The following is a 15,744-nucleotide window of genomic DNA, read 5'->3' on the forward strand; positions in this document are numbered from 1 at the left end:
CCGTTGCGTTATTCGATCCGGATGAGGCTCCAGGGGATGTCGAAGTGGATCAGGTGGTGGCATTCGGCGTGTAGATTCACTCCTTCCGATGCGACGTCGCCGGTTACCAGAACCCGCAGCGGGCTGTTGCCGCGCTTGAACTGGTCCACGATGCTCTGCTGTTCGACGTCACTGAGGCCACCGTGCAGGAGGCCCACGTTCTCCGGCTTGAGGCCGAGGGCCTTGGGCAGCGACTCCTGCAGCCATTTTAGGGTGGCGACGCGCTCGGCGAAGACCACCGCCCGCATGGACGAGCCCTTTCCGACCCCGATCTTTTTCAGATAGCTAACAAGCTCGGTGTACTTGGCGGAGTCACCGGTGTTGGCGGCTTCGGCGAGCGTGTTGAGCCGCTTGAGGGCGTCGACTTCCTTGGCCTCGGAGGGGGAATCGGCTTCCTTGGCCTCGGAGGGGGAATCGGCGTCGAGCTTCCTGAGACGCTCGGTGACCGTTTCGAGCAGCGCAGCAGGGCTGGAGAGGAATGCCTTGGCAAGGATCCAGGAGAACAGCGCGCCGTTCTGCCCCGAATACGGCGCGGGTTTGCCTTCGGGGTACAGCCAGACGTTCGAGAGCTCCTCGGCGATGGCGTTCTCTGCCGCGGAGGCGGAGACAAGCCTGTTGTCCGGCTCTTCGCGCTCGGCCCAGTCCGCGCCAACCTCCTGGGCGACTTCCGGGCTGTGCCGGTGCCGGCGGATGATGAGGTTTTCTACGTGCTTGGGGTCGAACGTGCCGTCCGGACGGACGGCGGTGGGGTCCAACAGGCGCAGAATCTCCGCGAACGACTCGTTGCGCCCGTTGTGGGGAGTGGCCGAGGCCAGGATGAGGGCCTCCGTATTCGGCGCGAGCACCCGGGCGAGCTCGTTGTTCATGGCCTGGGTGTTGGTAACGTTGTGGGCCTCGTCAATGACCACCGCATCCCAGTGCAGCTTCCCAAGCTGCGCCCGGTAGCGGGGGCTCTTGAGCGTATCCATGGAGATGATGGCGCGTTTGTAATAGGTGAAGGGGTTGCGCGTTGCCGGAAGCCTCTGCCGAATCTTCTGGATGCCAGCGGAATCGAGGCGAACGAACGGCAGGGCGAAGCGGCACCAGAGCTCGTGCTGCATCTGCTCCAACACGTGGCGCGGGGTGACGATGAGGATGCGTTCGCCACGGCCGCGTTTCACCAGCTCGCTGAGGATCATGCCGATCTCGAGGGTCTTGCCGAGGCCCACAGCGTCGGCGATCAGGATACGTGGACGAATGTTTTTGGTGTCGAGGGCCTTCGCGACGGCGATCTGTTGGTACTTGAGGTTCCGGGACAGCATGCGGGTGGAGACGGTCAGGTACTCCGCCGACTGTGGTGTCGGCGTCTTGCGGAGGGTGGTCTCCAGAAAAAGGCGGGCGCGGCGGTAGTTCGAGGTGTCATCGGCCACGACCTTGGACTTGGACGGGTCCACCACTTCGATGGTGTCCAGCGCGGAGTAGAAGGCCGCGGTGGTGTCCCTGACGAGCTCACTGAGGCCCTGGACCCTGATGAGAGTGCCGTCGACGGATTTCTCCACGCTGGTGACGAGCCAGTCCTCGTCACGGACACGGACCACCGAACCGGGTGCGACGTTGAGATCCCGGTGTGTGGCTGTAACTGTCAAGACCTGCTCCTGTGCTTCGTACATCCCCAGCTAACACCTTGCGATAGCGCGCTGCAGACCTCAGGCGTCGGCACCAGAGGTTTCTCACAATGTACTTTGCTCGACCGCCGACTGACGGCACCGTAGCCAGAGAGCGTCAGCGCGGCGTACACGAAAGGTACGTCAGAATGGGTGAGCTAAAAGGCGCGAACCAAGTTCAGCGATTGAACCAACATCTCTACATACGACGCAATAATCGAGTGTGTATCAAGTTAGACCAAGACGTCACCGCTTCCCTGCGCCCGTAGGAGTTGCCGGAAGTCCGGTGGGAACGAGTGAGGAGTGGGCGATGCTGCAGATCTCGACCGGAATGTACTTTGACAATGAGGCAGTGTGGGAAACTCGGCACCGGCGTGTGTTCTATACCAATCTGCGCCGACACAGCGCGGACGACCTCACCTTGCCGGTCGGGACACTGCACTTCGCTTCGACGGGGAATGCGGTCACAGTCAGTGCCGTGGACCGGCTACCTATGAAGAACCCGGATGGGTCTGACTCGTTCCACGTTGCGACCGACGGTGCGGAACTACTAGCTGATGTGGCCGATGTCGTCGCCTTCGGTCTTGACGCACTCGTCCTCGATAACCACGATCTAGCTCAGCAGCTGATTCGGTCTCGTGGAGGCTCGGAGCGGGAACTTCGTCTGCGAAAAACGTTTATGATAACAGCCGTTACAGATGACGACGTGGCTGATTTAGTGGCATTATTCACCACACTGCTAGCACTACGGCGCCCGTACTTTGAGCAAGCGATGCGCGCGATACGCCGCGTCGTAGATGCGGCGTCCTTGGCTCATACGGACGTCACGCTTGCATACAGCTTGTATGTCGCCCCACTTGAGTCCCTCTCTGCCGACACCGAGGTGCCCGCTCCGGCGTGGGACGACTACCACAAGAGCCGCCGACAGGTCGTTGATGCAGCCGTTGTAGGGCTGCCCGAAGACCGGGTTAACCGTATCCGCGGTGCCGTGCTGAATATTGACCAGCTCTCATTGCGCCGAAAGTTTCAAGCGTTCGTGCTCGATCACGTTGAGCCGTCGTACTACCGGGCAGAAGCGGTACCTGCGGATCGTCCTATGCGGGCGGTGGACCTGCCTCGAGCCTTAGATTCCGCATATCGGATTCGATCGATCTCTCTCCACGAGATGCGGAATCTAGAGCCGGAACTGTGGGCCGTTACAGCCGTCGACGACAGCACCTACATTGATGAGCAGCCCGTCCTCACCGTCGAGGGACTTAACCGACTCAGTCGGCACGTCATCCGGTGCTTCATCAACCGTGCTTCAACGGACAAGGACATTACCTTCAACTGGCAGCGGGCGCTGCCCGGGATAGTTCAGGTAAAGCTCGATTCCCGGATGTGGCTCCACAAGTACGACGATTTCACTGCATCGGATGGGCCGAAGCTATTCGGTACCGCTCTTGGGATGATCTGCTCCGCAGCGCGGGAGAAAGGGCAGATCGTAGACATGACACTCCCGCTGACACGCATCGAACGGCTCTTGCCCGGTCAAGCAAAGCAAACATCGCGGATCCCGTTGATCGCAACATACGTTCTCTACAACCACATCACACCGGAACATATGCATCGTCCCAACGCTGAAAAGTTTATTGATAAGTACATTAGCGACCTCGAAAAGCCGTCCATACCCGCACTAGCGCTTGGCATTCTGCTTAACCGGAAGCACCCGTGGACAACGGAACAGCTCGTCGACCTTATTCAGGCCCGCACGATCGAACTCAGTCGTCGCCGAGTCACGCTGGAGCTACCACGCACCATGGACGCTGCGTTACATTTGGATCTCGCCATTGCCAGGTGGGCAGCCGGTGATAGCGCGGGGGCAATTAATTCCGTCGCTACGGCCGTTGAGCTTGACCCTGGCAACCAGGACCTCATGGCCCTCGAGGCTGTTGTGCGGAGCGGTCAACTACCAGCGATCAAGTTGTGGGAGTACGTCACGAAGGGTTCCTTCACCTCATGGGATAGAAGTGCCGGTAGTGCCGACGATGCGCACACAGATAGCGAACTCAACGGCATTACTGCAGCGCCACCAAACTCCCACACTTGAGCACGTTCGCAGCTCGGGGATTGCTGCATGAACTACTAGGAATGAACGCCTTCCACGTCACCGTTCATCCTTCAATGCCTAGCCGTCCTCCGAGCATTGGGGCCCTCGCCACCAATTCCTAACTGACTGCTAAGAAAAGAAAAACAAGTTGAGAGGGACGCTCCGCAGTTTTTGCGTCTACGTAATACCGCACTAGGCGTGCCATCCAATCTCAGTCGCCAATGTATACGGTGGCTTCATCTCCAACAGCCACACTGACAGTCTGATCGTCAGCCGCGCCCGAGCCAGTGCGGATCTTCTTAGTGGCGCCGAACATGATGGTTCCAGCAAGATTCGACTGCCGTCGAATTGATGCGATGCAAAACTTGTCATAGGAGCTTTCAACAATCATGGTAAGTTTATCCAAACGTGCAGCTCCCAATACTTTGCCAGAATCAGGATCTTTAACCTCAACGAGGCGCCACAAAGTGACATCGTGCCCCACCTCGACTCCTAGAGATGCCCCAACGTTGAGTGCGATCCTGGCAGAATCTAATACCTCCGCCACTTTGGCCTCTAATTCTTTCATCCTGAATAATCCTTTCTTAGCTCATCAATTGATTGAAATGGACGAAAGACAATCTCTAACGCGCCAGGAAGGTCGCTTTGGATAGCGGCTTGCTTCGTCAACTCCTCCATAAACTCGGCGTTCCAGTCCTGCTCAACGCTCAGTTGAACTGCTTCATCAGATTGGCCGGTTACCCTCAATATTGCCTGTAGTGTGTCGAGACCACGCACACGAAGCAGCCACATTGATCCAATCGAAGGCATAACTGATGGAGGAACTACGAGAGCTGCGATGATCAACTTCTCATCTACCCTGCCCATTGCCAGCGGTTTCAAGGTGGCCTTAGACTGGTCCGCTAGAATCTCTCCAACAACCCGGTCTCTTCCAGAGGCGATACCGCGCTGATAGTGAACAGAGGAACCAGTTAACGCCCTTCTTAACTGATCCCTAAGCCCCTCGGCGTCGGCCTGCGCCTCCCCTGCAACCTTAAGCAAGTTTTCTTTTTCCGTCAGCAACTTCTCGTAGTCATCCCCGCGCTTCAACCGTGCCTGCAGCCGAGTCCATTGTGACTTCACCCGAGGAAACTTCACTCTGACAACTGCATAGGCAATACTCAGCGGGATAAACAACCAAAACGCCCATAGGATGTCTAGGCTCCAGGCGGCCCAATAAGCGGCCACTACGGTGGCGAGGACCGGGAGAGCGACCAGGAAGTGCTTAACTCCCTGGCCCCAGTCATCCCTCATACTCATATGTGCAGTATATGGAGGTCCGAGTGGGTGCTTGTGACGCCCTCACCGCTCAGACGAGATTGGACGCCTCGCCCATCCCGTGTCCATCGGCGTGAAGGAAGCGAAGAGCGCAGCGCAGCTCGCGATGGATAGGGCCAGAGTTACGGCACCTAGGTGGCGATAAGCCGCAATCCACAACGAGGGTTCAGCCGAGGAACATGCAGACTTAGTTGCGCAGCGCGGTCGTAGCCGAGCGGCATCAAGGGTCATCCATCCGGTTCGGGCGGGCCCGAGTGGTGGCACCCAGATGAACTTGACTGCTGTAAACAGTACGAAGTATTTACTCTCCTCAGCGCACTCGAAGATTGGATGCTGTGTGTCTGATGAAGAATCAGTCGTCGCGCATAGCCGCGGGAGCACCCTAGCAAGACCATCCGCAGCCTTCCTCCCTAGCTGAGCGGCAGCAGAGGGACAACCGAGCACCTTCGTCTGCAGGGTCAGGAGCCGACGGGTGCGCCCAGGGTGTCGGCTATCTCCCACCAGAGCCGGTTCACTTCGACGTACCGGTCAGTGGGGTCGAGCGGCTTCGCCCACGGCTTGTCGATGATGTAGTGGATGTTCTTCACCGACGCCGGATCCCACACCGACGGGTGCTGGTGCGGCAGGGTCTTCAGCGCGTTGTAGATGTAGGGCAGCGGCTGCCAGCGGTCGCGGTAGTACTCGTTGAGGAAGTCCTGCTCGGCGAACGGGTAGTGCGACAGATCGTCCACGCCTGCCAGCCGCCCCTCCATCTCGGCGAGGACGGCGTCGTCGGGCGACAGTACGAGGAAGCCGCCGTTCAGGTAGTTGTCCGTCGCGTCCGGTTCGGTGACGTGGTCCCCGCCCCGGCAGTGCGTGTAGAAGCAGGTCTCGGGTGTCCAGCTCGGCGGATAGCTCGCGATCCGGTTGGGGTTGCACCGGCAGGCGTGGCAGGCGGCGATGGCGCCGTCGGGCAGGTCCAGCGAGAACAGTTCGTCCATGTTGCGGGTCACCAGCATGTCGGCGTCCAGGAAGACGACACGCTCGAACTCCGTCAGGCCCCAGACGGCCAGCTTGGTCCACACCTCCGCGAATCGGGCGTTGGCGTAGCTGTCCGCCGATCCCCCGGCCGGCCGCAACGGTGCCACGTCGCGCAGGAGGCACCCGTCGTCCTGCAGGAGGCCCCGGGCCTGCTCGTCGATCCCCTCGGTCACCATGACCACGAGGGGGCTGGTGCTGCCGGAGGCCGCCAGCGACGCCCGCAGCGTCCGGACCCCGATCAGGTAGTCGGGTTGAGTCAGCAAGGTCACCCAGGCGTTCATCGGTGGTGTTCCTGTCCTAGTGGGCGGGTCGGGTCAGTCGAGGAGCGCATCGGTGAACGCATTCGCGAACCTGTGCTCCGGGTCCAGCGTCTCGCGCACCCGGCGGAAGGCTTCCCACTGGGGGTAGAGCGCCGGCCAGTCGTAGAGGGACTCGTCGAAGTACTTGCCCCAGTGGGGCCTGCCACCCTCCTCGGCCAGGGCCCGCTCCACGGCCCGGAGGAAGCTGTTCCCCTCCTCGGACAGCGAACCGTCGGCCGCGTAGTAGACCACGAAGCCGAAGTAGCAGGTGTCCTGGCCGTTGGACGGGCTCAGCCATCCCTCGGACGCGCCGGTGCAGCGGAGGATCACCGGGTAGTGCATGCGGGGGCGGGTCTCTGCGTGCCAGTCCTTGATCTTCCTGATGACCGCTCCGGCCTGCGCGAGCGGGATGCCGATCTCCACGTTGATCTGGGGGGTCGCGATCCCCTTGCAGAACACCTGGTAGATGTCACCCGTGACGTCGGTGAAGTCCCGGAAGCGCGACACCGTGCGGAGCGACTTGCCGTTGTCGGCGACGCCCTTGCTGTCGTCGCGGAGGTGCTGCAGCGTTGCCTCGATCGTGCTGTTCATGGAGGTATCGGTCGTCGCGTACTCCACGAGCTGACTGCCGCCGGCCCGGTAGCGGGACACCTCGTCGTCGGACGCCTCGTTGGCGGTCCAGACCTGGACCTGGTTCTCCTGGGGGAACCACCACGCCTTGACCAGGATGTTCTCCCGATTCCAGGTCTCGAGGTCCGTCTCGAGCGTGCCGGCGTCGACGGCCTTCTTCACGCAGGTGTAGATCATCGATTCCCGCGCACGCAGCGTCACGGCGGTGATCACGCCCAGTGAGCCGAGGCCGAGCTGGACGGCGGGGAAGTCCGGGTGGTCACGGTCGAACTCCGCGACCGTGCCGTCGGCCAGCACCATGCGGATGGCCACCGCGGCGCCGGCGATCGAGCTCTGCTGCAGGCCCTGACCGTGGGTACCGGTGGACAGGGCGCCGGCCAGCGTCTGCTCGGCGATCACCCCGGGTGAGGCGTCCAGCATCTGCCCTCGCGCAGTGAGGAACGCGTACACCTCGGCCAGGGAGGTCGAACCGGCGAAAGTCGCGGTGTCATCGGTGCTGGAGATCAGGCCGCTCAGCCTGCTCAGGTCCAGGAGCGTGCCGGCTCCGTCCGCGACCTTGATCATCCTGCCGGGCGACATCCGACTCCCGATCATCCGGACCCGGCCGTCACTGGTGGACAGGAAGTCGCACAGCTCCGCCTCGGTGGCCGGCGCGACGACCGAGCCGGGCAGGCCCAGCCTGGAGTTCCTAGCCCAGTTACGGAGCCGGATGTCCTCGCCGGTGAGCTCCGGCTCCTGGTGGGGGTAGGTGAGCTGTGTGATGGCCATGACGCGTCTCCTGTAGAAGTTCGGTTCTGCCTTCGAAGCCGCACCGACGGGCGCGGCTGATCCATCGGGCACGGGTGTTTCCGGCCACCGTGGATGAATTTCTCAGTTCTGTAGAAGTCCTGCTGACACCATAGCCCTGCCTCGTCAAGGGAATGTTTACACTGACAAAATGACTGTCGTATGCATACCCGATCCGAATGCCCGCGATCTCCTCGGAGCCCTTCCCGACGGGGTCGAGGTGATCGTCTGGAACGGCGAGGGCGAGAAGCCCGAGCGCCTGGCGGACACCGTCTTCTGGGTGCCGCAGGTCGAGGACTCCACCAACCTCCCCGGGAAGTTCGCCGCCATGCCGAAGCTCGAGGTCACCCAGCTGACGAGCGCCGGCGTCGAGGACATCCTCGAGCACGTCCCGGACGGTGTGACCCTGTGCAGCGCGCGTGGCGTGCACGGCTCGGCCGTCGCCGAACTGGTCCTGGCCGTCGTCCTGGCCACGCTGCGCCGGCTGCCCCACTTCGGTGAGGCGCAGCGACAGGGCCGGTGGGACCCGATGGAGGGCGACGACCTGCGCGACAAGCGCGTGCTGATCATCGGCGCCGGTGACCTCGGAGAGCAGACCGCGCGCCGCCTGCGGAGCTTCGACGCCGTTCCCGTGCTCGTGGCGCACACGGCACGCGATGGCATCCACGCCACCTCGGAACTGCCGGACCTGCTGCCCGACGCCGACGTGGTGGTGCTGACCGTTCCGCTCACCGCGGATACGACCGGTCTCGTCGACGCGGAGTTCCTGTCCCGGATGCCCGACGGCGCCCTGCTGGTCAACGTGGCGCGCGGCAAGGTGGTGGACACCCCGGCACTGCTCGCAGAACTGACGTCCGGGCGGCTGCGCGCCGCCCTGGACGTGATGGAGCCGGAGCCCCTGCCTGCCGACCACCCGCTGTGGAACGCGCCGAACCTGATCATCACCCCGCACGCCGCCGGCTCGATCGCGCAGTCCGGCCCACGAGCCTTCGCGCTGGTCAACGCGCAGGTGCGCCGCTACGTGGCAGGCGAAGACCTCGTCAACGTGGTGAAGGGAGCCCACTGAGACCTCACGCATACGCTGTGAAGTTCGGACCGAGGGTGTCGAGCCAGGCGGCCGGATGCACGGCCACGGCGTCGGAGCCGGGCCGGTCCCATGCGGCCGCGACCGCCTCCTCCAGCGCCTTGCCGGTCCGGGCGAACGGATAGCGGTCGAGTACCCAGCGGCGGTTCGCCGCACGGACCGGCGCCAGGGCGTCGAGGTCCTGGATCAGGTCCGCCACCCGGTCGCGGATCAGCAGCGGTCGCTGGTCCGGGACCCGCCAGGCACCGGGTGCCTCGAACAGCTCGTGCCCGCCGCCGCCGTCGTATCCGACCACGAGGCAGCCCGAGGCCAGCGCCTCGGCGACCGGCAGACCGTAGCTCTCGGTGTGTCCGAGGGCGACGAAGACCGCCGAGCCCGCCAGGGTGGCGGCCACCTCCGCCCGCGGGGCCTGGACCAGTTCCACCAGCTCCACCCCCGAGAGCCGTGGCTCGTCGGCCAGCAGCCGCTTCAGCAGCGAGGCCTCCCGCGGCCGCTTCTTGGGGAACCAGCTCACCCGGAGCGGCCCGGCGGCGCCGGGGGCGAACAGTTCGCCGTCGACCGGGTTGGGCACCACGCTCACCGGCAGGCCGGGCAGCGCGGCGGACAGCACGTCGCGGCTCTCCTCGGACACCACCCAGAGCGCGGGCGCCGGCGTCCAGCCGGGGAAATCCTCGCCGGGGGCGCCGGCGGCGAAGGTGTAGAAGTGGTTCTGGTTGAAGATGACCTTGCGCGCTCCGGGTGCCGGATCGCGGCCCTGGACGGTCGGTGTCTCCGGCAGCACCAGGAGGTCGTCGGCGCTGATCGCGGTGGTGGCGCCGAACAGCATCGGCACGTCGTCGGGGATCCAGTCGGTGCGGTCGTCCGCGTCGGGCAGCCACAACCAGGCCTCGTGGCCGCGCTCGCGCAGCAGCCGGATGTGCTGGGTCATCACGTGCACGCCGCCGCTGTGGTGGCGCGTCGCGAAGCCCGCGTAGACGATCCGGCCCGGGGACCGTCCGGGAGTGCTCACCATGCCGGAGCCGTCAGGTACCAGGAGGCGCCGCTCCCGGTGTTGTGGGCGGGGAACGAGTCCGGGCCGAGCCCGACGTCCGCCCGCCACCCGTCGCCCCACTTGGCGTCCAGACCGTGGAGGATCTCCGCCCGGTTGCCCTCGGAGCTCTGACCGGTCCGGTTCATCGTCTGCCGCCGCAGGTGCGAGACGTAGGCGCCCTCCGTGACCACGCACCGTAGGCCGGCCGCCCGCACGCGGATTGCCAAGTCGATGTCCGCGCCGTAACCGTGCCGCGGGAAGGTGACCTCGTCCAGACCCCCCAGCTCGACGACGGGGGGCACCGCGAACGCTATGGCGGTGCCGTCACAGAAATCGACGTCGCGCAGCACGTCGCGCGGGACGTACTCCGCGGCAGTACCAGGGATGGCAGAGGCCCGCTGGTGGAGCCAGAAATCGTCGTAGCAGGCCGCCGCGAGCGCGATGTCGTCCGCTGTCGAGAAGGGCGCGAGCAATCCGTCGAGGAAGCCGGGCGACAGCCGGATGTCGTTGTTCAGCACCACGCAGACCGCATGGCCATCGCGCGACGCCGTCTGCAGGGCCCAGTTGGCGGCGCCGATCCACCGCAGGTTGCGCCCCGGGCGGTGGACCTCGATGCGCCCCTCGGGCAACACGTAGTCACCGGCGTTGTCGACCACGACGATGCGCAGGGCCGGGTCGAGGTCGCTCCCGTCGCGAACCAGGTCACGCACCACCGCATCGGTCAGCTCCGGTGAGCCGAACGCGGGGATGACCACCAGTGCCGTCGCGGCGGTCGTCGAGGGGGTCACGGCTCGGCGCGGGCGGCGCGGCCCCCGCGGTTGCCGTTCAAGCTGATGATCAACATCGGTTCCCGTCGGGTCAGGTGGACGTGCGCCACGGCAGCGAAGTACATACAGTCTTCTGCTCGACCCAGCGGAAAGATTGGCCATCCCAGCCACTTCTTGTGTGACATGCCCCACGCGGCTTACAGTAGATACATCGTGTCCGTACTAGTTGTACGTACCCCTCCATCCGCACTCCTCCGTCCGCATAGACACCTCCCGTACAGAGAGAAGATTCGCCATGGCAGCCGAATCGCTTCCCAAGTCCCGCGTCCCCCTGTTCGACGGCATGAACCGCATCCCCGGCGGGCTCATGCTCATCCCCCTGATCCTCGGCTCGATCGTCGGCACCTTCGCCCCCGGCTTCCTGGAACTGGGCAGCTTCACCACCGCCCTGTTCGCCGACTCCGCCCTGCCGTTGATCGCCGTCCTGATCTTCGCCACGGGCATGCAGATCACCGCCAAGGCCTCCGGCCCCGTCCTCGCGACCACCGGCGTGGTCCTGCTCTTCAAGACGATCATCCCCGCCGCCCTCGTCGCGGGCCTCGGCCTGGTCGTCGGCGTCGAGGGCTTCCTGGGCATCTCGATCCTCGCCCTCCTGGCATCCTTCGACAACAGCAACGGCGGCCTCTGGCTCGCCTTCACCGGCCGCTACGGCGACTACCGCGACCGCGGCGCCTACATGGCCTCGGCCATCAACGACGGCCCCTTCTTCACCCTGCTCTTCCTCGGCATGTCGGGCCTCGGCAACATCCCGCTCCTGACCCTCCTCGCGGCCGTCATCCCCCTGATCCTCGGCTTCATCGTCGGCAACCTCGACGCGAAGTGGACCGAGGTCATGCGGCCCGTTCCGAACATCGTCATCCCGTTCTTCGCCTTCGCCCTCGGCACCGGCATCGACCTCCGCAACGTCATCGCCGGCGGCATCAGCGGCATCTTCGTCGGCATCGCCGCCACCCTCATCACCGGCACCCTCGTCTACATCGGCTACCGCTTCGTCCTGCGCCGCGGCGCCAAGTCCGGCATCGGCATCGCGTCGGCGACGACGGCGGGCAACTCGATCGCGACCCCGGCGATCGTCGCCGCCGCGGACCCCAGCTTCTCCCCGTTCGTGGAGGTGGCGACGGCGCAGGTCGCCTCGGCCGTGCTGGTCACCGCGATCTTCGCGCCGCTCCTGGCCACCTGGGTGCTCAAGCGCCAGGGCGGCCTGGACACGGATGACGCCGCGCAGGTCCTCCCCACCTCCGCCTCCGAGCTTCCACCCGCGGGCGACCCGTCCGCACCCACCGACCGGCCCCGTCGGACCGAGGAGAACGGCTGACCGTGGCATCCACAGCACCCATCGTCGGCATCGCGGCCGACGACGTCACCGGCGCCACCGACTCCGTGGTCCAGTTCTCCCGCACCGGCTGGTCCTCCCGCCTGCTGCTGGGCGAGCTGCTTCCGGACTCGGTACTTCCGGGCAGCGCCCTTGCCGTGAACACCGACGCCCGCGCTCTGGACTCCGCCACCGCCCGTCAGGCCACGGCGAGCGCCATCAGGAACCTCGCCACCGCGGGGGCCGACCGCCTGTACCTGAAGATCGACTCCACGATGCGCGGCAGCGTCCCGGCGCAGGTGGCCGGAGCGCTCGACGCGTGGCAGGAGCAGCACCCCGGCTGCTTCGCCGTCGTATGCCCGGCCTACCCGGCCATGGGGCGGACGATCGAGGACGGTCTGCTGCGCGTCCACGGCGGACCGGTCGAGGACTCCCCCGCGGGCCGCGACCCGGTCACGCCGGTCCCCACCAGCGAGTTCTCGCAGCTCCTGCCCGGCACGACGACGATCAGCCTCAGCGGCTCGGCCGACCGGGATGCGCAGGCCCTTCGGGGCGCGGCGGGTAGCGGCGTCGTGGTCGTCAACGCAGCGTCCGATGACGACCTCCGCACCCTCGCGGCCGCGCTCGTCGTCGCCGGTCCGACGGCGATTCCCGCCGGGTCCGCCGGTCTGGCCGCAGCGATGGCAGCCGCCTGGGCCGACGCCGGAGCAGTACACGCCGCGTCCGAACCGGTACCCGCAGCGCAGGGGCAGCGGATCGTCGTCGTCGTCAGTTCGCTGCACGACGTCGCCCGTGCCCAGACCGACCACCTGCAATCCCAGCTCGACTCCGCCGACCTCCGCATCCTGCAGCCCGACGAGTCCCTGCTCGACCAGCCGAACCGGCTCGCGCAGTGGGCCGCCACAGAGCTCGAGGTCCCGGAATCCCTGCCGCGGGTCGTCGTCATCACCTCCCCCGAGGCGGTCGGCGGCTCCGAGACCCTCAGCGGTACCGCCATCGCGAACAGTCTCGCGTCGGTGGTGCAGCAGACCCTGGCCCGTGCGACCGTCGGCGCCCTCGTGCTCGTCGGCGGCGACGGAGCCCGCGCCGTCCTCGACGCCACCCGCGCTCAGGCGCTGCGCATCACCGGCGCCATCCAGGAGGGCATCCCGGTCGGCGTCGTCGAAGGCGGCACCGCGGCTGGAAAGATTGTTGTCACGAAAGCCGGCGGCTTCGGGCCGGTCACCGCCCTGCTCGCCACCGTCACCGAACTCACCCGGACACTGACCACCACCCTCGCCCACTCAACGGAGGCATCCTCATGAGCATCCCCACCCTCGCCGTCACCCTCGGCGACGTCGCCGGCATCGGACCGGAGATCACCGCGAAGTCCCTCCTCGGGCACGACGACGTCCGGCAGGAATGCAGGCCCGTCGTCATCGGCGACGAGGCCGCCATGCGCCAGGGCGTCAGCAACGTGGGCGGCGACCCGGACAAGGTCCGCGTGCTGTCCTCGATCGAGGACGCGACCAACGAACCCGGCATCATCGAACTCCTGCAGACCGGACCGTCCCTGGCCGACGTGAAGCTCGGCGAGCTCAGCCCCGCCGCGGGCGACGGCTCCTACCGCTTCGTCGTCGAGGCCTGCCGCCTCGCTCGCGAGGGCAAGGTCCAGGGCATCGTCACCGCGCCGCTCAACAAGGCCGCGATGCACGCCGGCGGGCACAAGTGGCCCGGCCACACGGAGCTGCTCGCGCACGAGTTCGGGGTGGAGAACTTCAGCCTCGTCCTCTCCGCGGGCGACCTCTACTTCTTCCACCTCACCACCCACGTCTCCCTGCGGCAGGCCATCGAGGACGTCACGCCGGAACGCACCGGCAACGTCATCGAGCTCGTCAGCGCCTTCACCAAGGCGCTCGGCAATCCCGACGAGCCGATCGGCCTCGCCGGGCTGAACCCGCACGCCGGCGAGAACCGGCTATTCGGCGACGAGGACGCCGACATCCTCGCCCCCGCCGTCGCCGCCGCCCGCGAGAACGGCATCAACGTGCACGGGCCCATCCCCGCGGACGCGCTCATCCCCGCCGCGGTCAAGGGCAAGTGGAACATGGTCATCGCCTGCTACCACGACCAGGGCCACGCACCCTTCAAGGCGGTCTACGGCGACGACGGCGTGAACATCACCGTCGGCCTGCCCGTCGTCCGCGTCTCGGTGGACCACGGCACGGCGTTCGACATCGCCGGCCAGGGCATCGCCCGCGAGGCGAGCCTGGTGCTGTCTCTTCGGCGGGCTGCCGCACTGGCGCCGGGCTGGGACCACGTCTGGCGGACCGCGCAGAAGAAGTAGGGGTTCGTACAGTCTGATGACCGGGAGGGGGCACGCTGCCGACGCCGTCGCCGCTTGCCCTCTCCCGACGCCTAGGATCGGAATCATGACGAGCGACGAAGACCTCGACCCACCCGTCCCCAGCTACCTCGAGGGGATCGAGCTCAAGCGGGTCCACGACGGCAAGATCCTCGAGGAGCACGACGACGACGCCTCGTCGTCCTCCGACAGCGCTGACGCGTAGGTCTTCAACAACCATCGTGAACCGGAGCCTCTCATGACCGGACCAGACGATCCACAGGAGCGTCCGCTGGATGCGGGGAGCAGCGAGCCGCTGCACCTGCAGCTGCGCGGCCACCTGCGGGCGCAGATCCTGAACCACTCACTGCCGCCGGGCACGTCGCTGCCCAGTGAGGCGCAGCTGCAGGTGCGGTACGGGGTGTCCCGGTCCGTGGTGCGCCAGGCCCTCGGCGCGCTCACCGATGAAGGGTTGATCGAGCGGGGCCGCGGGCGCGGCAGCACCGTCGCTCCACGCCGCGAGCACCACCGGCTGGTGCACCGCACGTCCGGGCTCTCGGCGCAGCTGGGCAGCACCGGGGCGAGCGTCGGTACGGAGGTGCTGTCGCTGACCGTGCAGGACGCCGATGCGTCGACGGTGGTCCTCGGGACTCCGCAGGTTCTCGCGCTCGAGCGGCTGCGGACGGCCGACGGTGTGCCCATCGCCGTCATCCACACGTGGCTGCCGGCACCTGTCTTCTCCACATTGGACGCCGAGTCCCTGCGGGACGCATCACTCCATGCAGTACTCGGTGAGAAGTTCGGCGTACGGATCACGTCCGGCAAGCGGCAGATCCGGGCGGTACCGGGCGACGGAGACCTGCTGCGACTGCTGAGGCTGGAGGCGTCGTCGCCCGTCCTCCTCCTCGAGGGGACGAGCTTCGACCAGGACGGCCGGCCCGTGGAGGTCTTCTCGACCTGGCACCACCCCGACCATGTGGTGTTCGACATCGACATCCAGAATGAGCCTCCGGCGCCGGCCGTGACAGGCGGCCTCTCGCCGTCGTCGGCTGGTGACACTGCCGACGCGGTCGCCGATCGCGCCCGCCGTCTGGGAGCCGATCTGCTCCGCCTCGCCGACGATCTGTCGCGCAACAGTTCCTGATGACGGTGGTACCCGCCGTCCGCTCCGCGCTCCCGGCGACCCCCGGCATCGTTCCTCGGTGGCCAGTTCCTTCCTTGATCTGACCCGATCGGGTCGATACGGCGTGAGCACATAGGCCTCTGCGCGCTCTCCTCGGGTGAGCTGCCGGTCATCGGGGTTTCGCCTGTTCCTCGACTGGTCCCGAAGCTGCTTCTCGGCACC

General features: G+C 65.9%; 14 protein-coding genes. 7 read left to right on the plus strand and 7 right to left on the minus strand.

The window, feature by feature from the left end; genetic code table 11:
- Window positions 1–8 precede the first annotated feature (8 nt).
- Complete coding sequence (locus tag AC0Z9V_RS11340; protein WP_485141560.1) at window positions 9–1,688, minus strand: DEAD/DEAH box helicase; 1,680 nt, start codon at window positions 1,686–1,688, stop codon at window positions 9–11.
- A 304-nt stretch (window positions 1,689–1,992) separates the two neighbouring features.
- Between AC0Z9V_RS11340 and AC0Z9V_RS11345 the strand changes: the two genes are divergently transcribed.
- Window positions 1,993–3,771: a tetratricopeptide repeat protein gene (locus AC0Z9V_RS11345; protein ID WP_485141561.1), complete on the plus strand. Its 1,779-nt coding sequence runs from the start codon at window positions 1,993–1,995 to the stop codon at window positions 3,769–3,771.
- 211 nt (window positions 3,772–3,982) lie between these two features.
- Here the strand turns inward: AC0Z9V_RS11345 and AC0Z9V_RS11350 are convergent, their stop codons facing one another.
- The 4 genes from AC0Z9V_RS11350 to AC0Z9V_RS11365 form a co-directional block, all read right to left on the minus strand.
- Window positions 3,983–4,339, minus strand: coding sequence for a hypothetical protein (locus tag AC0Z9V_RS11350; protein ID WP_485141562.1), 357 nt, complete (start codon window positions 4,337–4,339; stop codon window positions 3,983–3,985).
- Window positions 4,336–5,070 carry a hypothetical protein gene (locus AC0Z9V_RS11355; protein ID WP_485141563.1) on the minus strand — a complete coding sequence of 245 codons (735 nt, stop codon included), beginning with the start codon at window positions 5,068–5,070 and terminating at the stop codon, window positions 4,336–4,338. The genes AC0Z9V_RS11350 and AC0Z9V_RS11355 overlap by 4 nt, the downstream gene beginning before the upstream one ends.
- A 476-nt stretch (window positions 5,071–5,546) precedes the next feature.
- Complete coding sequence (locus tag AC0Z9V_RS11360; RefSeq protein WP_485141564.1) at window positions 5,547–6,389, minus strand: glycosyltransferase family 8 protein; 843 nt, start codon at window positions 6,387–6,389, stop codon at window positions 5,547–5,549.
- A gap of 33 nt (window positions 6,390–6,422) precedes the next feature.
- On the minus strand, window positions 6,423–7,805 hold the full coding sequence (locus tag AC0Z9V_RS11365; protein ID WP_485141565.1) for a D-arabinono-1,4-lactone oxidase: 1,383 nt from the start codon (window positions 7,803–7,805) through the stop codon (window positions 6,423–6,425).
- A 169-nt stretch (window positions 7,806–7,974) separates the two neighbouring features.
- Here AC0Z9V_RS11365 and AC0Z9V_RS11370 point away from each other — a divergent pair, with 169 nt between their 5' ends.
- Window positions 7,975–8,889, plus strand: coding sequence for a 2-hydroxyacid dehydrogenase (locus tag AC0Z9V_RS11370; RefSeq protein WP_485141566.1), 915 nt, complete (start codon window positions 7,975–7,977; stop codon window positions 8,887–8,889).
- A gap of 4 nt (window positions 8,890–8,893) precedes the next feature.
- On the opposite strand, the gene AC0Z9V_RS11375 is transcribed toward AC0Z9V_RS11370, so the two are convergent.
- Both AC0Z9V_RS11375 and AC0Z9V_RS11380 read right to left on the minus strand, forming a co-directional pair.
- Window positions 8,894–9,919: a glycosyltransferase gene (locus AC0Z9V_RS11375; RefSeq protein WP_485141567.1), complete on the minus strand. Its 1,026-nt coding sequence runs from the start codon at window positions 9,917–9,919 to the stop codon at window positions 8,894–8,896.
- Window positions 9,913–10,725, minus strand: coding sequence for a glycosyltransferase (locus tag AC0Z9V_RS11380; RefSeq protein ID WP_485141568.1), 813 nt, complete (start codon window positions 10,723–10,725; stop codon window positions 9,913–9,915). Before AC0Z9V_RS11380 ends, AC0Z9V_RS11375 begins: the two co-directional genes overlap by 7 nt.
- A gap of 274 nt (window positions 10,726–10,999) precedes the next feature.
- Here AC0Z9V_RS11380 and AC0Z9V_RS11385 point away from each other — a divergent pair, with 274 nt between their 5' ends.
- The 5 genes from AC0Z9V_RS11385 to AC0Z9V_RS11405 all read left to right on the plus strand — a co-directional run bounded on the left by AC0Z9V_RS11385 (window position 11,000) and on the right by AC0Z9V_RS11405 (window position 15,543).
- Entirely contained in the window at window positions 11,000–12,079 is a 1,080-nt protein-coding gene (locus AC0Z9V_RS11385) for a 2-keto-3-deoxygluconate permease (protein WP_485141569.1), read from the plus strand.
- A 2-nt stretch (window positions 12,080–12,081) separates the two neighbouring features.
- Window positions 12,082–13,380 carry a four-carbon acid sugar kinase family protein gene (locus AC0Z9V_RS11390; RefSeq protein WP_485141570.1) on the plus strand — a complete coding sequence of 433 codons (1,299 nt, stop codon included), beginning with the start codon at window positions 12,082–12,084 and terminating at the stop codon, window positions 13,378–13,380.
- Window positions 13,377–14,402, plus strand: coding sequence for a 4-hydroxythreonine-4-phosphate dehydrogenase PdxA (gene pdxA, locus AC0Z9V_RS11395; RefSeq protein WP_485141571.1), 1,026 nt, complete (start codon window positions 13,377–13,379; stop codon window positions 14,400–14,402). The genes AC0Z9V_RS11390 and pdxA overlap by 4 nt, the downstream gene beginning before the upstream one ends.
- 85 nt (window positions 14,403–14,487) lie before the next feature.
- Window positions 14,488–14,625, plus strand: coding sequence for a hypothetical protein (locus AC0Z9V_RS11400; RefSeq protein ID WP_485141572.1), 138 nt, complete (start codon window positions 14,488–14,490; stop codon window positions 14,623–14,625).
- 33 nt (window positions 14,626–14,658) lie between these two features.
- A complete protein-coding gene (locus AC0Z9V_RS11405) occupies window positions 14,659–15,543 on the plus strand; it encodes a GntR family transcriptional regulator (RefSeq protein ID WP_485141573.1) in 885 nt (294 codons plus the stop codon).
- The last annotated feature ends 201 nt before the right edge of the window (window positions 15,544–15,744 follow it).

The organism is Arthrobacter sp. UYP4 (assembly GCF_057291175.1).